An 18,825-nucleotide genomic window follows, 5' to 3' on the forward strand; every position below is an offset into this window, starting at 1 on the left:
CGGTCAGAGCGCCTACACATGCGCCTGTCACCCGATGCCCTCGAGACCATCCGCGAGGCCGCTGCCGCCCAACAGCAGGACGTGTCCGCGTTCGTGCTCGGGGCCGCGATGGAACACGCCCGCGAGGTCCTGCTCCGGGACCGAGTCCTCCAGCTCACGCCTCGCGAGCTCGACCAGGTCGACACTGCCCTCGACGCCGAGGCTCGCGTGGTCCCGGAGCTCGCCGCGCTCGTCGCTGCCGTTCGACGGGACACCCCGCAGCACGGCGAGCAGGAGCTGACGTCGCACTGAGCAACCCCGAGCATGAAAGGGCGGTCCCGGAACTGATCCGGGGCCGCCCTTCGCCGTCTCGGGACGGGGATGTCGGGTGGGGGTTCTGTTCGCCCGGTGCCAGAGTCAGAGGTCAGAGGCGAAAGACTGCAGCAGCGGCAGTGCAACAACGACAACGGCAGCGAGGAACAGGACCCCGACGATTGTTCCCAAGATCCACCGGATGTTCCGCCGTCGAGCCGGGGCCGCCATGTTCCTGGTCATGCCGCGAGTCTAGGTAGAACCGAGCATGGGGAACGACGAAGGGCCCCGGACCGGTGTCTCACCTGGTCAGGGGCCCTTCGGGTGGCGGTAGCGGTGGGGTTCGGTTGCGGCCTTGTACGCTGCTCGCTGCGGTAGCTCGATGTCGGTCCTGACCTGGGTCGACGCTACGACTTCGTGCAGACGAGGCTGATCGCTCTTGGACTCGATCTGACATCAAACCGCAGGGCGAGTGAAGACCGCTCCGCGTTGGGGACACGATCGGCATGTCACGCCGGGCCAGTGTTGCGCAATATTCGACCACATGTGTGGTAGCGTAAGGCGCAACCTAGTTATGGAGGCTCCTATGGCCATCGCCACCATCGCGCTGCCCGCTGGCGAAGGTGACGAGCGTCGCCTCAGCGCCTTCGGTCTGACGACGGAAACGCTCCACACGGCACTCCGTCCTGGCTTGTCAAGGGCGGCCAACCGCACTGCGATGGCGCTCCCATCTTCCGCGGGCACGGACATTTACCACGACACGATGGAACAGCTCGCGCTGGCTCTCGCTGATGCGGGCTGGAAGCTCGTGTGGGTCGAGCGCCAGCCTCGTCTTCTACATCCGGACGCCCTCATCGCGTTCACCCTCGCCTCGGGTACCAACGTGGCCAATCCCGACCGCCGTAAGGCACCGCGCACGCGAAAGAAGGGCAAGGCGACGCGCAACTCGTTGGCGGCCCCGCAGATCGCGGTCCTGCCCATCTTCGATGAGCCCGCCGAGGAGCAGGACTCCGCCTTGGTTGCGGCTGCTACTCAGGCGCCACTGTGGTTCCTAGTTCACGAGCGAACCGACCGTGGCCTCAACCTGGAGTTCTCCCGTCCGGCCGAGATGACGGAGGCCGGTGCAGTCGTGGCGTGGGACGAGCGCATCCTGATCGGCTTCCTAGATCTTGATGGCGACCTGTCGATCTTCGACAACCCCGACGACGGTGACTTCGACGTGCCCGTCACGCCTCGCCGTTAGTTACCGGCCGACCCACCATGTTCTCCCCACAACGCCTGAAGCTGGCGCGCCAGCGCCTTGGGCTAACGCTGACTGCGCTTGCCGAGAAGAGCGGCGTATCTCCTCGATCGCTCACCAATTTCGAGACCGGTGACCGGCCACCGAGTGACGAGTCAATCGCCAAACTCGCTGGTGCGCTCTCCGTGCCGTCGTCCTTCTTTGAGCGTGAACCGCTGGAGGCTGTCCCCGCTGACGCGGCGAGCTTCCGCAAGCTCAGCAAGACCACCGCCACTCGGCGAGACGCAGTGCTCGCCGCTGCAAGTCTGACGGTGGAGTTCTACGAGCACATGGCATCACGGTTTACGTTGCCAGGCGCAGACATTCCCACGCTCGACAAGTTCGAGCCAGAGCAAGCCGCCGAACTCGTGCGGCGGCGATGGAACCTGGGTGATCGCCCGATCTCCAATCTCGTTCATCTACTGGAGTCCAAGGGTGTCCGCGTCGCTGCGCTTCGACACGAGTACAGCGACATCGACGCCTTCTGCTTCCTCCGAGATGGAACGCCGTACGTCTTCCTCAATACGTCTAAGTCGGGTGAACGCCAGCGATTCGATGCTGCGCACGAGCTGGGACATCTCGTCTTGCACAGCGACATTGAGATGGACCCGAGCACCTCCAAGGAACGTGAGGCAGAGGCGAATCGCTTCGCCGCCGGTTTCCTCATGCCCAAGAGCGCGGTGCTCGCTCAGTCGATGCGCGCCGCCAGCCTCGACCGTGTCCTCGCCGGACGGTCATACTGGCGCGTCTCCGCGATGGCGCTTACGCACCGTCTCCAGGAACTGCACTTGCTCAACAAGTGGCAGTACCGGACGATGTGCGTGACGCTGTCAGACCAGGGCTACAGGTCATCTGAGCCAGGCGGCATCATCCCCGAGACCTCCCAGCTCCTCCGCAAGGTCATGTACGGCTCGACTAGCAAGGTCACTGTTCGAGATGCCTCCGTCGCGCTGGATCTCAACCCAGAGGATGTGCGGAGTTTCGTGCGTGATCTCGTGCCCGTCGCCGCGTAGAAGCCGCGCAAGCGGCGATGTCGGAGCACGCCCGTAGCGTTGATCTTGAGACTCGGAAGCCCGTGCAGCCAGCCCGCCACCAGCAAGGAGAACATCAGTGAGCAGCCCGAGTGACAATCGGTCGGTCTTCGTCGTGCACGGACGCAATGAGGCGCTCCGTAAGGCCATGTTCGAATTCCTCCGCAGTATCAACCTGTCTCCTATGGAGTGGACGGCTGCCGTCGAGTTGACGGGCGAGGGGTCCCCGTACATCGGCCAGGTGCTCGACGCCGCGTTCGAGCACGCCACCGCCGTCGTCGTGCTCATGACTCCCGACGAGGTCGCCTACTTGCAGCCGCGCTACGCGAATGGCGAAGGCGACGTCGAGACCCAGCCCGCAGCACAGGCTCGGCCCAACGTTCTCTTCGAGGCGGGCATGGCTCTGGGTCGTGATGCGAAGCGCACCGTGCTCGTCGAGGTCGGAGAGGTGCGCCCGTTCAGCGACGTCGCCGGCCGCCACGCGATCCGGCTGAGTAACTCCACCGCCAGCCGTCAGGCGCTCGCAAACAGGCTCAAGACCGCAGGCTGTGGCGTCGATCTGGCCGGCACAGACTGGCACGCCACTGGCGACTTCACTGCGCCGCCATCGCCTGGAGACGGCCTCGCACTCGGGCGACGCCTGCCGAGCGCGGCGCCAGCCAGGAAGCCGATCGACTTCGATCTCAAGTACTTCAACAAGAGTGGGAACCGCATCGACAAGCTCCAGGTGATCAACCGGGGTACGGAGACGGCCTACGATGTCATCCTCACCGTCCCGGAAAATGCTGCTCTCGACATGAGAGCCAGCGGCAACCCCTCGATCCCCAAGATCCCCGGCGCCGGACGCTCGGTCACCATCGACGTGATGAGCTACCGACGATTTATGGGCAACGGCGGCAAAGACGATGCCTTCGATATCACGATCACCGCTCGCACCGATAGTGGTGAGCAGTACACCCAAGACGTGTTTCTCGATCTGAACGGATGACGACGATGGACGAAGAGATCCGAGTGCCTGTGAGCCTCCCCCTCGACAGTGAAGGCTTCCTTCGCCGCGAGTGCCCAACCTGCGAACGCGAGTTCAAGTGGTTCAGCCACAATGAAGGCGATCCGAACGCTGAACCGGCGACGCAGTACTTCTGTCCGCTCTGCGGCGTGCCGTCTGGCCTCGACTCGTGGTGGACACCTGCCCAGCTCGAGTACGGCTACGGCAACGCAGGAGGAGCGATCGACGAGGCTGTCAATGACATTATGGCCGACATGTTCAAGGGCGTGAAGGGTCTCACTTACAAGCCGAACCCGTCGTTCAGCTTGGAGATCGAGACACCCGATCCGCTGATCGAGCCGGACGACATGGTGATGGTTGAGCCGCCGTGCCATCCCAATGAACCACTGAAGGTGCCGGAGGACTCGACAGAGCGGATCTACTGCCTCATCTGCGGATCGGCGTTCGCCGCATAGAGCACCACTCGCGATCTCCCGTAGATGTGCGAACGATTTCGTGTTTAGCGGCTCATCCGATCTGAGGGTGTAGCCGGGGTCTGAAGCCTCCGGCTTCCAGGAGCGATCGGGCGATGTAGTGGGTCAGGTTGCGGAAGCCGAGGGCGGAGCCGCGTAGGTGTTCGAGACGGCCGTTGATGGCCTCGGTGGGGCCGTTGCTGGTGCCGGGCAGGTCGAAGAACGCCAGCACGTCGGCGGCGCGCTTGGTCAGGGTCCGTCCGAGGGTGACGAGTTCGCTCAGCGCGGCGGGAACGCCGCGGCTCACCGAGTCGATCACGGCGTTCATCAGGGTTCGGCCCTGGGCGCGGTCGGGGTGTCGGTAGGCGGTGATCATGCGCTGGTAGATGCCCCAGGTCGCCTCGACTTCGATGTGCTCCTCGCTGGCGAACAGCGCGTCGATCCTGACGGCCTGCTTGTCGGTGAGGAGGTCGGTTCCGGTGTGCAGGGTCCGCCGGGCGCGGTAGAGCGGATCCTTGGCGCGGCCGCGGTGGCCGTGCAGATCGAGCTGGACTCGGCGGCGGCAGCGGTCCAGGGCGTCGCCGGCCAGCTTCACGACGTGGAACGGGTCCATGACTGCGGTCGCGTCGGGCAGTTCTTCGGCCGCGGCGGTCTTGAACCCGGTGAAGCCGTCCATCGCGACGACCTCGATGCCGTCGCGCCAGGTCTTCGGGCGGGCGGCGAGCCAGGACTTGAACGCACTCTTGGAGCGCCCCTCGACCATGTCGAGCAGACGGGCGGGTCCGGTGCCGTCACGGATCGGGGTCAGGTCGATGACCACGGTCACGTACTTCTCCCCGCGGCGGGTGTGCCGCCACCCGTGCTCGTCGACGCCGATCACGCGGGCACCGTCGAAGCGCGCGTCGTCATCGATCAGGACCCGGTGACCCTCGGCGAGGACGGCCTCGTTCGCGGTATCCCACGACACGTCCAGAGCCTCGGCGATCCTGGCGACCGTCAGATGCTGGGCCACCAGGGCGACCAACGCCCAGCGCACCGCCGCCCGCGACAACTTCGCCCGTGGCTCGGCCGCTCTCGTGGTGTCCTGACGCCACACTCGTCGGCAGGTCGCGCAGCGGTAGCGACGCACCCTGATCAGCAGCGTCGTGGGTCGCCACCCGAACGGCTCGTGCGCGAGCACCCTCGAGACGGTGTCACGCACGACGCCCTCGGCGCCGCACCCGCGGCAGAACGCGTCGTCCTCGCGCGGGCTACGACGCGACACTCCAGCACCGCCCGATCGGGCTCCAGACGTTGCCCGGTCACGACCAGGCCGAGCTCGTCGAGGCGGCAGAACGTGGTCAGGTCAGGGCTGTGGAAGGTAGCGTCGCTCACGTCGAGGTCTTCTGGATGGGTTGGTGTAGGAACCCCCATCATCAGGGGACCTCGACCCACATCCCGACCCGGTCACCCCACTACGGCTACACCCTCAGATCGGATGAGCCTGTTTAGCCTTCCGGCATGAGCGCACAGGCGCCCTACACGCCATCCGACGTCGAGCTCGCCATCGCCGCCGACCTCCGCACCCACTTTGACCTGACGGTGGGGGGCGCGCAGCGAGCGGAGCGAGCGAAGCGCGGGGTCTCGCAGCGATAGCCGGCCGGCGCACCGAGCGCGGCGGAGCCGTCAGGCTCGGCTCAGCGCCCTGCTCGATCTGCCGCTTGAGGCTGTCCAGGTGCGCAGGGTCGAGACGGTAGTCCGTGCCGATGACAGTGCGCGACTTGTCGTGTACGCCGAACACGAGCCAGCCCGCCTCGGCCCCGCGAAGGTTCGCTTCGTTCGACAGGGCCGAGACATACTTGCCGATCTTGTCCGTCGAGAAGTCGTCGTTGGCGTCCTTGAACTCGACGACCTCGTTCTCCCACGCCGCGGTGAGCCGATCGAGGAGGCGCACGAGCTCGCCCTGCGTCATGTCGGGTATCTGATCCATGTCGTCCGCCATCACGCCAGGTCGAAGAACCGCTCGAAGAACGCGGTCAGCTTGTCGATCACGGTCTGCTTCTTGGCCCCGTGGCCGCCGCCGGCGCCCCGGCCGAACCGGGACACGGGTGGCAGGATCTTGGTGATCGCGGTGCCGGTCGCCCGGACTGCCCCGTCACGGAACGCGGCGTCGATGAATGCGCGCGTGGGTTCGGGTTTGAGGTTCTCTTCGGCGATGATCCTCATCAGCTCGGCCTCCCGCTTGGCCGCGACGTACGCACGCCACTCGTCGGCAACGTGTTCGTCGAGGGAGATCCGGTCGACGAACTCCTCGATGAGGTCCTTCTTGTTACGCAGGGTCGGCGAGGAGTCGATGGCGCGGTCGATGCTTGCCTTGATCTCGGAGTCCTCGCCGTCGCCGCGTGCGGCTCGGTACTGCTCGACGAGCATGAGGATGTAGTCGACGTTGATCTCGACCTGCTTGATCAGCTCGATCTCGAAGGTCACATCGTCGTTGATTGACTCTCGCTCGGCGGCCTGCCGACCGCGCCGGGCGTTCCACAACTCGAGGTAGACGGACTGGAAGTCTTGCCGGTCCCGCTCGGACAGGATGTCGGCCCCGGCGAACTCGTCGAACGACACCAGGATGTTGCGTAGCCGCAGGATCGCGCCGAACAGGGCGATGAAGTCCTTCGCGGCCTGCTCCCCGACCGGCATCTGACCAGGAACGAACTGCTCGCGCAGCTCGGTGACCTTGTCGGCGTACTCGCCGAAGTACTCCGCGTACGGCGCCAGGAGCACGGTGCTGGTGGCGTCCTTGTTCCCGAACAGCGCCAGCGCGTCCTGGGTCTCTTGTTCGAGGTTCCGGAACGAGACGATGTTGCCGTACGTCTTGACCGAGTTGAGGATGCGGTTGGTCCGCGAGTACGCCTGGATGAGCCCGTGGGCGCGCAGGTTCTTGTCCACCCACAGCGTGTTCATCGTGGTCGCGTCGAACCCGGTGAGGAACATGTTGACGACGATGACCAGGTCGATCTCGCGGTTCTTCATCCGCAAGGACAGGTCCTTGTAGTAGTTCTGAAACTTCTCGGCGGACGTGTCGAACGACGTGCCGAACATGTCGTTGTAGTCCTGGATCGCGTCCTCGAGAAAGTCCCGCGACAAGGCGTCGAGGCCGTCGGTCTCGAACTCCTCCTCGCCCAGCAGCCCGCTGGCGTCCTCGGAGGGCGACTCGTTGGCGGCGTAGGAGAAGATCAGCCCGACCTTGAGCCGTTTGGCGTCGGGCAGGCCGCGTTCCTCCTGGACGCGAGCGAACATGTTGTAGTAGATCTTCGCTGCCTGGACCGACTCGGTCGCGAACAGGGCGTTGAACCCCGCCACCCGCCGATCTTTGAGCCGGTAGGTGGTGTTGCGGCGGGTCTTCTGGTCGAAGTGGTCCAGGGTGTATTCGACGTTGTTGCGGATGCGTCGGGGGTCCAGGCGGGCGGCGTCGGTGTCGATCGCCGCGACCTCCTTGTCGCTGAGCCCGTCGCGCACCTTGACGGTGTTGATGTAGTCGATGCGGAACGGCAGCACATTCTTGTCGTTGATCGCGTCCACGATCGTGTATGTGTGCAGCTTGTCGCCGAACGCCTGCGCGGTGGTGCGCAGCTTCGGGGCGCCGCCCGTGCCGGCGTTCTCGGCGAAGATCGGCGTCCCGGTGAACCCGAAGAGGTGGTACCGCTTGAACGCCCTGGTGATCGCCGTGTGCATGTCCCCGAACTGGGAGCGGTGGCACTCGTCGAAGATGATCACCACGTGCCCGCTGTAGATCGCGTGCCCGGCGTTCTGCTTGATGAACGTCGACAGCTTCTGGATCGTGGTGATGATGATCCGCGCGCCCGGGTCCTCCAACTGCCGCTTGAGCACGGCGGTGGAGGAGTTGGAGTTGGCCGCACCCTTCTCGAACCGGTCGTACTCGCGCATGGTCTGGTAGTCGAGGTCCTTGCGGTCGACGACGAACAGCACCTTGTCGAGCCCCTCCAGCCTCGAGGCGAGCTGCGCGGTCTTGAAGGAGGTGAGGGTCTTGCCCGAGCCGGTCGTGTGCCAAACGTACCCGCCCGCCGACAGGGTTCCGAACCGCTTCTGGTTCGACGACGTCTCGATCCTCGTCAGGATCTGTTCCGTCGCGGCGATCTGGTACGGCCGCATCACCAGCAACATGCGGTCGGCGGTGAGCACGCAGTACTTCGTCAGGATGTTCAGCAGGGAGTGCTTGGCGAAGAACGTCTTGGTGAACCCGACCAGGTCGGTGATCGACCGGTTGGTCGCGTCCGCCCACCACGACGTGAACTCGAACGAGTTCGACGTGCGCCTCGCCGACGCCTTGCGCTTCGCCTGCTCGTCGAGGTGCGCGGCACGCACGGTGTTGGAGTAGTACTTCGTCAGCGTCCCGTTGGAGATGACGAAGAGTTGGACGTACTCAAACAGACCCGACCCGGACCAGAACGAGTCACGCTGGTAGCGGTTGATCTGGTTGAACGCCTCCCGGATGTCTACCCCGCGCCGCTTGAGCTCGACGTGCACCAGCGGAAGACCATTGACCAGGATCGTCACGTCGTACCGGTTCGCGCGCTGCGCCGGGACTCCGTCCGACGGCGCACCGGCGGGGACCTCGTACTGGTTGATCACCTGCAGCCGGTTGTTGTGGATGTGCGCCTTGTCGATCAGCGCGATGTTCTTGGTCGACCCGTCGTCCCGCTTGAACGCCTCGACGTGGTTCTCCTGGACACGGACCGTCTTCTCCCGCACCGAATCACTCGCCGACGCGATCACAGTCGAGAAGAACCGCCGCCACTCGTCATCGCTGAACGTGATGCGGTTGAGCGCCTCGAGCTGGGTGCGCAGGTTCGCGACCAGGTCCGCTTCGGAAGTGATCGGCAGGTACTCGTACGCCTGCTCCTGCAGCAGCCGGACGAGTTCGGCCTCAAGTTCGGCCTCCGACTGGTACCGCGTCGCTTCGGCCGGGTCGGTCTCAAACTCCGCGACCACCGTCGACTCCGACGACAACGCGATCGGTTCGAACCGCGAGACTGACTCCGTCACTCCACAACCTCCCCGACAGTCTCCGCGATCTGGTCACGCAGGGAATCGAGCGTCGGCCCGTTGATGTTGCCGACATGCCAGGTGGTCCAGCCGTTCGAGGACTGCAAACCGAGTGCCTGCTGTGCAGCCTTGCTCGGCGAGGCGTAGGAGACACCCCCGTACACGATCTCTCCCGAGGTCGTCACCGTGCCGTTCGCGGAACGCCCGCCCTGGCTCAGATGCACCTCAGCCCCTGCCCTCAGGAGTCCTAGCGCCAGGAGGTCAGCCACCGTGCCGTATTTGGCCGTCGGCCGCTTGCGTCGGCTAGCGCTGAGGGTCTTGCCCTCAGGCTCATCGGCCTCCTTGTGCGTGTCCACGCCTGCGAGGCGGAGAGCGGCGAGCACGCTCGAGAGCAACTCATCGAGCGACAGCAGCATGTGCGGAGGCAACGTCGTGTCCTGGTCACGCCTGCCCTCGATGACGGTGACACCCGGGATCGCGGCGACCTCGGCAGCCACCCGCCCTTCCAGGTAGCCGATCTCGGCGGAGTTGAACCCGTGGGAGGTGTCCCGCTTGATCGCCACAGCCCGGACCCAGGGCAACTTCGGCCTCGACCGATGCTGCAAGAGGCGCTTGCGCAGGTCGACGGCCTGGCCGACGTACAGGTGGTGGCTCCCGTCATCCGTCAGCAGGACGTAGATGCCGGGCACGCCCCACTCGTCGCCGGAAAGTCGGTCGACGTCGCGTCGCGCGGCGTACGCGACTCGGAGGGCGTGCGAGACGAAGTCCGCCACGAGCGGGGCTGTCGACGCCGCTGGAACCTGAACGTTGACCGGGATCACTTGCGCCATCAGGCCGCCTCCTCGAACGACAACAAACGATCCCGGTAGTGCGCGTACTGCGCACGACGGGCCTCGATCTCGGCCGGGAGGCCGGAGGACAGGTCGTTCACAAGTGCCTCGAACCGGTCGAGCACGTCGGCGATCCGCTCCTGTACCTCGGCGTCCGGCAGCGGCACAACCATCCTGCGGAAAGGAGCTTTCGAAATATTGATGCGCGTCACACCGTTCGCCGTCTTGACGATCTGATCGCGCATAATACGAGCACGGAACAAGTGCTTGGCGAATTCCGGGTTTAGTTCGTCCGTTGAGTTCGGGCGAAATCCGAAACAGAAACTGTTCAAGTACGTCGGAACAGCCGGCTCAGCCGTCACAGCCGAGGCCATTCCTACCTCCTCGCGCGACTCGGACGACGCCGTGAAGAGGACATCCCCGAAGGCGACCTCGGTCTGGCGCTCGCCCGGACCGATCTTTACATACGCGGCGGGAGCGACGTTCGTGGCAAGGTTGCTGAAGACGTTGCGGTAAGTGATAAACGGAGCGTTGCCATCCGTGAAGTCGCCCTTGGATTTGCCAGTCAGCCCACCATAGAGGGAGCCAATCTCGCTCACGGTTGCCCACCTGACCCTCTCTCTCTCAGTGAATGAGAGTAGAGAGTCCCGGTAGTGGGCATACTGCGCCCGCCGAGCCTCCAGCTCAGCCTCCAGCTCAGCCTCCAGCTCTGTGAAGGCATCCAACATTCTCACGATCTCACGCTGCACCTCGACAGACGGCAGCGGTATACGGAATGCAGAATACGTTCCGATCCACTGGCGAGAGTGTTCGGCGGGAAGGTATCGAATCGCCTGCATCGCGTACCAGACGTAGCGCAGGTCAACACCTATCTTCGGGGTGAGCATCTTCATAGCCGAGGACTTCGCCTTGAACTCGAAATCTACCCACTTAAACGCGGTCGTGAAGTCATCGAAAATCACGACGGGCGAATTCTTCGACGCCGGGTACAAACCCTCTGTCTCGGCCGTGTACCCCAGGAGGAATGTCTGCCCCGCAGTTAGAACAGGCGTCGGAAATGAGTCGTCGTAGTCCTTGGTTGCTACCAGGTACTTCGTCGGCTGCTCGTAGTCAAGCAGTTCGCCAAGGGCCTTGTATTCGACGCCGTCGGGCGCGTGCTGCTTGATGAGGTCGTCGATGCGACTCATGGTCGGTCCTCCGCACTGCAGGAAGTTCCGGCCACAGCCTGTGGCCGAGTTCTCGCCGCCACCATGTGTATCGACACGACGTCCTGGTGAGCTGCCGGCCGACCACGGCCGTCGCACGATCGAACTGCTCGACGAAGCCGACGGCTCGCCAGAGAGTGGTGCGACGCCGTCGCACCACTCTCGCCGTCCGTGCCCGCAGCCCAGGTGCTTGAGTCGGTCATCCCTGACCCTCCTCGCAGTCGATGGCCCGCTCGATGAGGTGGCGTTCGCGTTCGAGTTCGGCGCGGAGCTCGTCCTCCGTCGGGAGGTAGGTCGTGTACTTGGCGGCGTAGAGGCCGACGTTGTCGGCGAGGATCGAGTACTTGGCCACGGCCTCGTCCTTGTCGGAGGCGAGGACGACGCCGATGGACGGGTTGTCCTCGGGCGGCTTGACGATGTCGTCGAAGATGCGCCGATAGAAGTCCATCTGCCCGACGTCCTGGTGGGACAGGCGACCGATCTTCAGGTCCACGAGCACGAAGCACTTGAGGATGTAGTTGTAGAAGACCAGGTCAACCCAGTAGTGCTGGCCTTCGGCGGTGACCCGCTTCTGGCGTGCGACGAAGGAGAACCCACGCCCAAGCTCGAGGAGGAACTCCTGGAGCTTGTCGATGAGCCCCTGTTCGATATCGCGCTCGTGCACGCTGCGGTTTTCGGGGATGCCCAGGAACTCGAAGACGTACGGGTCTTTGAGCAGGTCGTCCGCCGTCGTCGCCGGGTTCCGTTCGACGGCGGCAGCCTCGACCTCACCGCGGTGGTCCTTGCGCGTCGAGAGCAGGCGTTCGTAGTACTGGGTCGAGATCTGCCGGTCAAGCTGGCGTGCGCTCCATCCCGACTGCGCGGCCTCACGCTCGTAGAACTCGCGCTGGCGCTGGTCGGCGACCCTCATCAGCGCGCGATAGTGCGTCCAGCTCAATTCGCTACGCAGTGCGTAGCGGTTCGGGAACGCCAGGTGGAACTGGCGCATGTTGCGCAGGTTCGACTCACGGAACCCCGGGCCGAACTCGTCGGTCAGCTCCTGGGCCAGGTACCGAAGGAACTGCTTGCCGTACGTGGCACGCTCGCCCTGGGTCTCGACGATCCGGCGGCCCACGTCCCAGTAGGCGAGGAGCATCTCGTCGTTGACGACCTTCTTGACGCGACCACGTGCCGCGTCCAAGATCGCGCGGATGTCACCGAAAGCCGAGGCCGCCGCTGCGTCGGGCGCCTCGACACGCTTGCCGCCACCGCCGTCGTCGGGCAGATCCGAAACGGACACTTCGATGCTCACGACGCCGTTCCCTCCAGGTCCGCAACGATGGCGTCGATCTGCTCACGCAGCGCGGCCTGCCGCTTGACGATCCCCTCGATGCGGGAGTTGAGCTCGGTGATGTCGACGACCTCGCGGGTGTCCTCGGCCTCGACCCAGGACGACACGGAGATGTTGTAGTCGTTCTCGGCGATGGCCTCGTTGTCGACGAGCGTGGCGAAATGATCGACGTCCTCGCGTGCGGTGAACGCCTCGAGGATCCTGGCCTGGTTCGCGTCGATCAGTTTGTTCTTGTTGCCACCGCGCACGAACTCGGCCGACGCGTCGATGAACAGCACCGCGTTGTCGTTCTTGGACTTCTTGAGCACGATGATGCACGTCGCGATCGTGGTGCCGAAGAACAGGTCGGGCGGGAGCTGGATCACGGCGTCGACGTAGTTGTTGTCGATGAGGTACTTGCGGATCTTCCGCTCAGCCCCGCCGCGGTACAGCACCCCGGGGAACTCGACGATCGCCGCGGTCCCGTTGACGGCCAGCCACGACAGCATGTGCATCGTGAACGCCAGGTCAGCCTTGGACTTCGGGGCGAGCACACCGGCCGGGGCGTACCGCGGGTCGTTGATCAGCAGCGGGTTCGCGTCACCCTCCCACTTGATGGAGTAGGGCGGGTTGGACACGATCGCCTCGAACGGCTCGTCGTCCCAGTGCGCCGGGTCGATCAGCGTGTCGCCATGAGCGATGTCGAACTGCTCGTAGTTCACGTCGTGCAGGAACATGTTGATCCGGCACAGGTTGTAGGTGGTCAGGTTGATCTCCTGGCCGAAGTACCCCTGCCGGACGCCGTCCTTGCCGAGCACCTTGCGGTACTTCAGCAGCAGCGACCCCGATCCGCACGCCGGGTCGTAGACCTTGTTCACGCTCGTCTTGCCCACCACGGTGATGCGAGCCAGGAGCTCGGAGACCTCCTGCGGGGTGTAGTACTCCCCGCCCGACTTGCCCGCTGCCGAGGCGTACATCTGCATCAGGTACTCGTACGCGTCGCCGAACGCGTCGATCTTGTTCTCGGAGAACGTCCCGTTGCCGAGGTTCAGCTCACCGATCGCGTCGAGCAGCCTGACGAGCTTCTCGTTGCGCCTGGCCACCGTGGAGCCCAGCTTGTTCGAGTTGACGTCGATGTCGTCGAACAGCCCCTTGAGGTCGTCCTCGGCGTCGGTGCCCACGGCAGAGGCCTCGATATTGCGAAAGACCCGTTCCAGGGTCTCGTTCAGGTTCGCGTCGCGCGGCGCGCGGGCGCGGACGTTGGCGAACAGCTCGCTCGGGCGGATGAAGAACCCCTTCTCCGCCACGATGTCGCGCACCAGGTCCGGATCGGAGACCTCGGCGTTGGGGACCTTGACGTAGTCGAAGCCCTCGTTGCCGGCCTCGTGCTCGCCAGCGTTCAGGTAGGCGGTGAGGTTCTCCGAGATGTACCGGTAGAACAGGAACCCGAGCACGTACTGCTTGAAGTCCCACCCGTCCACCGACCCGCGCAGATCGTTCGCGATCCTCCAGATGGTCTTGTGCAGCTCGGCCCTCTGGGTCTCACGATTCATGTGCCCGACCCTATCGGCGCACACCGACACATCGGCGCACGCATGGCCGCATGACGTCGCCCGAGTCTCCTGATCCCCAGGCGAGCGTCGTCCCTCGAATCAAGGACGCACCTCTTGCACCCGTGTCGATCGATGCCCGCAGCCGGGCTCACCCCTCGCCCCACGGATTCCCGTAGGGATCCGGCGCGGGCTCGGGCTCCACGTAGTCGGGCGAGCGGAGCTCAGGCAGGTAGTGCATGAGGTAGGTGCGGACGCGCTCTTGGTTGACGATCCTGTCGCCGTAGTTGCTGGCGACGTGCCACAGCATCTTGGCGAGGTCGCGCGCGGCAGCCTCGTGTCCAGCAGCGATCTCGGCGAGATCGGCGTTTTCCCGCGCGATGGCGGCGCTGCCTGCCTCAACGTGGCGGATGCGTTCGTCGGCGTCCTTGATGACTGCCTGGAGGTGGGAGGTCAGCGCACGGTTGCGACGTCGCTCGCGGCGGTCGCGCGCGAGCGCTCGCACGCGACGCGTGTGCGCGGACGACCGGCCACGGCGAACCAGCCGCGCGCACTCCTCGGAGCAGTACTTCGCCCGGCGACGAGCGCGCTCGCCGGTGACCGGGCGATCGCAACCCTTGCGGGCGCACGAGCGCTCAGCGGGCGGTCGTGACCGCGCGGCCCGCGCACAGTCGGGCGAGCAGTACCTTGCCCGATGTCTTGCCCGATCGCCCGGGATCGTCCTGCCGCAACCGCCGTTCGCGCAGGTCAGCGCGTTGGGCAAGACCCACTCGCGCTGCCCTCGGCGGCGGGCCGCGTAGTTCCGCGACTTTACCGCGTCCTTGCACGCCGTCGAGCAGTAGATCGCACGCGGCCCTCGCTCGTTCGGTATCGGTTTCCCGCAGTAGGCGTTCTGGCACGTTCGGCCCGAGGGTGTCGGTGCTGTCGTCATGCCCTTGCATCGCCGTGCTGCCCGCAGTACGGCGTTCGATATCGGGTGCGGGGTACCTGCGACGTCGTCGCGCTCGCCCTTGCGCAGGATCTACTTGCTCGGGCTGTTACTCCGTCGGCCCTCTTGAGGCATTCCCTGACCGAGGGGACGCACAACGACAGCAAGGAGGCCCTCGATGAGCACGACGACGAGCATGGGAGATGTCCACAGCACGACCGCCAGGCCGCGCCTGTGGACGCCGGAGGAGCTGGCCGAGTACCTCGGCGTCACACTGCACTGCGTGTACGCGTGGTCGAGCAAGGGCGGTGGTCCACGGGTGCTGCGGGTCGGCGCGCGCCTGCGTTACCGACCCGCCGACGTGGACGAGTGGCTCGACCGGGCCACCAGCAACGAGGAGGAGGGCTGAGCCATGCCACGCGTTCCGCTGGAACCCGGTCGGTGGGGCAAGGTCTGGAGGCGCGAGATCAAGCCGGGGCGTTGGGTCGCGCAGGCCCGCTACCGCGACTTCGCGGGCGTCATCCACCTGATGGAGGCTCGCGGCCCATCGGGTGCTGCGGCCGAACGTCGACTGGAGGACAAGCTCCACAACCTCACGGCCGAGGCCGGCGGCGACGCACTCACGCCCATCGCGCCGACGACGAAGATGACGGTCGTCTTCGACCTGTGGATCGCCGAGAAGCGCGCCGAGGGTCAGGTCACCGAGCAGTCGATGACCACCTACCTGGGTGTTCTCGAACGCAACCTGAGGCCCGCGTTCGGCGAGCTCCGTGTCCGCGAGGTGACGCCCGTCGCGGTCAACCGCGTGCTCATGGCACTGAGCACCGCCCAGAAGTTCGACACCGCCCGCCAGGCCCGCAACGTCATGTCCCAGGTCATGATGATGTGCGTCCGCTACGGAGCTGCCCCGTTCAACCCGGTCCGTGACGCCGTCACCGTCCGCAAGCCCAAGCGCGACGAGGTCCGCACGATCGGGCTCGAGGACATCGCCCTGCTCCGCAAGGCTGTCCGCACGTGGGAGAACCGTCCTGCCCTGCCCCGTGGAAAGCGCAACATCACGCTGCTCCCGCAGATCGTCGACACGATGCTCGGGACCGGACTGCGCATCGGCGAGTGCCTCGCGCTACGCGAGGCGGACCTCGACCTCGACGGCCCCGTCCCCACGCTCACCGTGAACGGCACCGTCGTGCGATCGGGCGGGCAGCTCATCCGCCAGCCCAAGCCGAAGTCCGACTCGTCACGCCGCACGATCTCGCTGCCCGACTTCGTCGTGACCGCGATCGACGAAGTGCTCAGCCTCGGGCTCGACGGTGGGCCCGACGGGCTGGTGTTCCCCTCGACCACGGGCACGCCCCGGTCGCCGGGACGAGTACGCGAACAGTTCCGCCAAGCCCAGAAGGACCTCGGCACGACGATCACGCCGCACGACTTCCGCAGGACCGTCGCTACCCAGGTCGCCAACGTCACGAGCCTCGGCAACGCGACGGCACTCCTCGGTCACGCTGACGAGGCCACCACATCCCGGCACTACGTCCAGCGCACCCACGCCGCTCCGGATCTGCGCGAGGTCATCGACCAGCTCGTCGCGCCGCCGACGGTCGACGACGACGTCGGCCCCACGATCGCGTAGGCCCCCGCTGCGCAAACCGCAGTGAATGTGTAGGGCGGGGAACGACGAAGGGCCCCACAGCCGCCGAAACTTGCGGGTGGGGCCCTTCGGGTGGCGGTAGCGGTGGGATTTGAACCCACGGTGGCTTTGACACCACACAGCATTTCGAGTGCTGCACCTTCGGCCGCTCGGACACGCTACCTCGCCGGACGAACCGGCCCATCGAGGATACCGAACCAGGCGGGATCCACGAAATCCGTTCGCGTGCGACGTCGGTCACCCGTCTGCGGCGAGCCCGCAGGCCGCGGGGTCGTACCTCCCGTCGCGGGGTCGTACCCGTGGGGTACGACCGGAGAGCGGAAGGTACGACCTCGCGGCCCGGGGGACGTCAGGCGCAGGGCAGCCCGGCGTCCCAGGAGTTCCAGGCGTCCGTGCCGGGCACGGCGCCTCGCGTCCACCACTGGGCGGTGTGGTTCACTCCGGCCCGGGAGACGACGTCACCGGAGGTGTAGGTCGCCGTCGGGTCGAACGCCGCGGCGCAGTCGGCAACAGCAGCGGGGTTGTCCCCGTGGACGCCGATCTCCTGCCACGGCCCGTTCGCCGTGCCGGGCTCATGGTTCCGCGTCCACCAGCGCGCCTCGTACTCGACGCCGTTGTGGGAGACCACGTCGCCGGAGGTGTACACGCCGGTCGCGTACCAGGGCGCCGCTCCGCCGTCGGCCACGAGCGGGCCGGGCGTGGCGGCGCGGAAGGTGTCCGCGAGCGCCCCGCCGAGCTCATTCTGGTAGTCGCCGGCGATGTCCCAGAAGTAGGCGCCGCCGTACCCGTTCTCGGCGAGCCACTCGGCCTTGGCGGTCACGGACCGGGGGGTGTCGAGGCTCCACCACTGGTCGCCGTCGTAGCGGTAGGAGGCCACGGCCTCGGCGTCGTAGTACTCCTCGCCCAGGGTGCGCAGCTCGGAGTAGTTCTTGACGCCGACGACTCCCTCGGCGGCCGCACCGGGGGTCGGGTCGTCGACGCCGTGCCAGCCCTGCCCGTAGGCGGCCAGGCCGAGGACGAGCTGGGAGTCGTCGTACCCGGCGGCACGGTAGGCGCCGAGCAGGCCGTCGACGGCGAGGCCCCAGTTGGCGGGCGAGGTGTCCGGCCAGTCGTAGGGGTGCAGGTTGCCCTGGTGGCCGGTCCGGTTCGCGACCCAGGTGCCGTGGTAGTCGTAGCCCTGGATGTTGATGAAGTCGACGACGGCGGCGAGCCGCGGGTCGACCCAGCCTCCGTTGGTGCGCGGGGCCCAGCCGGCGGGGGCGAACCCGGTCAGCAGGTAGTCCTCGCCGGTGGCGGTGGTGCGCTCGTCGAGCTCGGCGCGGAACAGCTCCATGAGCGCGAGGAAGTTCTCCTTGTCGACGTCGGGGGTCGGCGAGGGGTGCTCGCCGGTGGCGGCGGGCCACTCCCAGTCGATGTCGAACCCGTCGAAGATGCCGGCGGCGGCCCCGTCACCGCCCTGGTCGCCGTAGACCGGGAGGTTGCCGTCGAGGTAGACGTCCAGGCACGACTCGACGAGCCGTGCGCGGCTCTCGGGGGTGGCGGCGGCCGCGGAGAAGTTGTCGGACCAGGTCCAGCCGCCGAGGGAGACCATGATCTTCAGGTCGGGGTAGAGCTCCTTGAGCTTGCGGAGCTGGTTGAAGTTGCCGGCGAGCTCCTGACCCTCGACGTCGGCGACGCCGTCGACGGAGTTTTCGGCGTCGATCAGGCGCAGGTAGTCGTTCTCGGGGTCGCCCTCGGGCTGGCCGGGGTCGACGCCGCCCTCGGGGACGGTGGCGTCGCTGATGTCGCACACCAGGTCGGTGGTGACGTTGCCGAACGCGTAGGTCAGGTGGGTCAGGTCGGCGACGGCGCCGGTCTTGACGAGGTCGGCGACCTGGTAGTCGTGGCTGTCGGCGGACGCCCAGCCGGGGAAGTAGCCGAGCGTGGTGTACCCGTTGACGCCGTCGGCGTCGTGGGTGGAGCCTGCGTCGGGCGCCTCGGGTGCCGGTGCGGCGGCGGCGGGGGCGAGGGCCCCCAGCCCGAGCCCGACGGCGGTGGCGCCGGCGGTGAGTGCCAGGACGGGTGTTCGTCGGTGCGTGCGTCGTGTCATGGAGCCTCGTCGCTTCCTCCGGGCGCACCCGGTCTTTGTTTGTGAGGTTCCCTACACATTAGCGTGACCTGCATCACTGCGCCAGGGTCGGCTCGCGACGACATCCGCACAGACGAACGGCGCCACCTGCGCAGCAACGCAGGTGACGCCGTCGGACGGGGGAA

General features: G+C 66.1%; 15 protein-coding genes, 1 tRNA gene and 1 pseudogene. 7 read left to right on the forward strand and 10 right to left on the reverse strand.

The window, feature by feature from the left end:
* Positions 1-18: 18 nt before the first annotated feature.
* The 5 genes from HDG68_RS11095 (at position 19) to HDG68_RS11115 (ending at position 4,062) form a co-directional block, all read left to right on the forward strand.
* A complete protein-coding gene (locus HDG68_RS11095) occupies positions 19-291 on the forward strand; it encodes a type II toxin-antitoxin system TacA family antitoxin (RefSeq protein ID WP_172152072.1) in 273 nt (90 codons plus the stop codon).
* A gap of 586 nt (positions 292-877) precedes the next feature.
* Complete coding sequence (locus tag HDG68_RS11100) at positions 878-1,534, forward strand: hypothetical protein (protein ID WP_172152074.1); 657 nt, start codon at positions 878-880, stop codon at positions 1,532-1,534.
* Between the two features lie 17 nt (positions 1,535-1,551).
* Positions 1,552-2,583, forward strand: coding sequence for a helix-turn-helix domain-containing protein (locus tag HDG68_RS11105; protein ID WP_172152076.1), 1,032 nt, complete (start codon positions 1,552-1,554; stop codon positions 2,581-2,583).
* A 97-nt stretch (positions 2,584-2,680) separates the two neighbouring features.
* The gene (locus HDG68_RS11110) at positions 2,681-3,589 is read left to right on the forward strand and encodes a TIR domain-containing protein (protein ID WP_172152078.1); all 909 of its coding nucleotides are present in this window, start codon (positions 2,681-2,683) and stop codon (positions 3,587-3,589) included.
* Positions 3,586-4,062 carry a hypothetical protein gene (locus HDG68_RS11115; RefSeq protein ID WP_216648327.1) on the forward strand — a complete coding sequence of 159 codons (477 nt, stop codon included), beginning with the start codon at positions 3,586-3,588 and terminating at the stop codon, positions 4,060-4,062. The genes HDG68_RS11110 and HDG68_RS11115 overlap by 4 nt, the downstream gene beginning before the upstream one ends.
* A gap of 52 nt (positions 4,063-4,114) precedes the next feature.
* On the opposite strand, the pseudogene HDG68_RS11120 reads toward HDG68_RS11115, so the two are convergent.
* The 8 genes and pseudogenes from HDG68_RS11120 to HDG68_RS11155 form a co-directional block, all read right to left on the reverse strand.
* Positions 4,115-5,433: pseudogene (locus tag HDG68_RS11120) on the reverse strand (ISL3 family transposase).
* A 94-nt stretch (positions 5,434-5,527) separates the two neighbouring features.
* Complete coding sequence (locus tag HDG68_RS11125; RefSeq protein WP_216648328.1) at positions 5,528-6,040, reverse strand: ATP-binding protein; 513 nt, start codon at positions 6,038-6,040, stop codon at positions 5,528-5,530.
* Positions 6,040-9,102, reverse strand: a complete 3,063-nt coding sequence (locus HDG68_RS11130) for a type I restriction endonuclease subunit R, EcoR124 family (RefSeq protein WP_172152080.1) — start codon at positions 9,100-9,102, stop codon at positions 6,040-6,042. Before HDG68_RS11130 ends, HDG68_RS11125 begins: the two co-directional genes overlap by 1 nt.
* Entirely contained in the window at positions 9,099-9,932 is an 834-nt protein-coding gene (locus HDG68_RS11135) for a restriction system modified-DNA reader domain-containing protein (protein WP_172152082.1), read from the reverse strand. The genes HDG68_RS11130 and HDG68_RS11135 overlap by 4 nt, the downstream gene beginning before the upstream one ends.
* The gene (locus HDG68_RS11140) at positions 9,932-11,119 is read right to left on the reverse strand and encodes a restriction endonuclease subunit S (protein ID WP_172152084.1); all 1,188 of its coding nucleotides are present in this window, start codon (positions 11,117-11,119) and stop codon (positions 9,932-9,934) included. Before HDG68_RS11140 ends, HDG68_RS11135 begins: the two co-directional genes overlap by 1 nt.
* A gap of 217 nt (positions 11,120-11,336) precedes the next feature.
* The gene (locus HDG68_RS11145; protein WP_216648329.1) at positions 11,337-12,428 is read right to left on the reverse strand and encodes a PDDEXK nuclease domain-containing protein; all 1,092 of its coding nucleotides are present in this window, start codon (positions 12,426-12,428) and stop codon (positions 11,337-11,339) included.
* Positions 12,425-13,999, reverse strand: coding sequence for a type I restriction-modification system subunit M (locus HDG68_RS11150; RefSeq protein WP_172152086.1), 1,575 nt, complete (start codon positions 13,997-13,999; stop codon positions 12,425-12,427). Before HDG68_RS11150 ends, HDG68_RS11145 begins: the two co-directional genes overlap by 4 nt.
* Positions 14,000-14,147: 148 nt before the next feature.
* Positions 14,148-14,501 carry a hypothetical protein gene (locus HDG68_RS11155; RefSeq protein WP_172152088.1) on the reverse strand — a complete coding sequence of 118 codons (354 nt, stop codon included), beginning with the start codon at positions 14,499-14,501 and terminating at the stop codon, positions 14,148-14,150.
* Positions 14,502-15,102: 601 nt separating this feature from the next.
* On the opposite strand from HDG68_RS11155, the gene HDG68_RS11160 reads away from it, so the two are divergent.
* Both HDG68_RS11160 and HDG68_RS11165 read left to right on the forward strand, forming a co-directional pair.
* On the forward strand, positions 15,103-15,333 hold the full coding sequence (locus HDG68_RS11160; protein WP_216648330.1) for a helix-turn-helix transcriptional regulator: 231 nt from the start codon (positions 15,103-15,105) through the stop codon (positions 15,331-15,333).
* A 3-nt stretch (positions 15,334-15,336) separates the two neighbouring features.
* Entirely contained in the window at positions 15,337-16,554 is a 1,218-nt protein-coding gene (locus HDG68_RS11165) for a tyrosine-type recombinase/integrase (protein ID WP_172152090.1), read from the forward strand.
* A 91-nt stretch (positions 16,555-16,645) separates the two neighbouring features.
* Here the strand turns inward: HDG68_RS11165 and HDG68_RS11170 are convergent.
* Both HDG68_RS11170 and HDG68_RS11175 read right to left on the reverse strand, forming a co-directional pair.
* Positions 16,646-16,735: transfer RNA gene (locus tag HDG68_RS11170), tRNA-Ser, on the reverse strand.
* A gap of 186 nt (positions 16,736-16,921) precedes the next feature.
* Positions 16,922-18,661: a glycosyl hydrolase family 18 protein gene (locus tag HDG68_RS11175; RefSeq protein WP_172152092.1), complete on the reverse strand. Its 1,740-nt coding sequence runs from the start codon at positions 18,659-18,661 to the stop codon at positions 16,922-16,924.
* Positions 18,662-18,825: the final 164 nt, after the last annotated feature.

Source organism: Isoptericola chiayiensis (assembly GCF_013149805.1).
Lineage (GTDB): Bacteria > Actinomycetota > Actinomycetes > Actinomycetales > Cellulomonadaceae > Isoptericola > Isoptericola chiayiensis.

Bases quoted from the DNA above. Each gene is read 5' to 3' on its own strand.
- HDG68_RS11175 (WP_172152092.1), bottom strand. From the start codon at position 18,661: ATGACACGACGCACGCACCGACGAACACCCGTCCTGGCACTCACCGCC.
- HDG68_RS11160 (WP_216648330.1), top strand. From the start codon at position 15,103: ATGAGCACGACGACGAGCATGGGAGATGTCCACAGCACGACCGCCAGG.
- HDG68_RS11150 (WP_172152086.1), bottom strand. From the start codon at position 13,999: ATGAATCGTGAGACCCAGAGGGCCGAGCTGCACAAGACCATCTGGAGG.
- HDG68_RS11140 (WP_172152084.1), bottom strand. From the start codon at position 11,119: ATGAGTCGCATCGACGACCTCATCAAGCAGCACGCGCCCGACGGCGTC.
- HDG68_RS11135 (WP_172152082.1), bottom strand. From the start codon at position 9,932: ATGGCGCAAGTGATCCCGGTCAACGTTCAGGTTCCAGCGGCGTCGACA.
- HDG68_RS11095 (WP_172152072.1), top strand. From the start codon at position 19: ATGCGCCTGTCACCCGATGCCCTCGAGACCATCCGCGAGGCCGCTGCC.
- HDG68_RS11115 (WP_216648327.1), top strand. From the start codon at position 3,586: ATGACGACGATGGACGAAGAGATCCGAGTGCCTGTGAGCCTCCCCCTC.
- HDG68_RS11165 (WP_172152090.1), top strand. From the start codon at position 15,337: ATGCCACGCGTTCCGCTGGAACCCGGTCGGTGGGGCAAGGTCTGGAGG.
- HDG68_RS11105 (WP_172152076.1), top strand. From the start codon at position 1,552: ATGTTCTCCCCACAACGCCTGAAGCTGGCGCGCCAGCGCCTTGGGCTA.
- HDG68_RS11125 (WP_216648328.1), bottom strand. From the start codon at position 6,040: ATGGCGGACGACATGGATCAGATACCCGACATGACGCAGGGCGAGCTC.
- HDG68_RS11100 (WP_172152074.1), top strand. From the start codon at position 878: ATGGCCATCGCCACCATCGCGCTGCCCGCTGGCGAAGGTGACGAGCGT.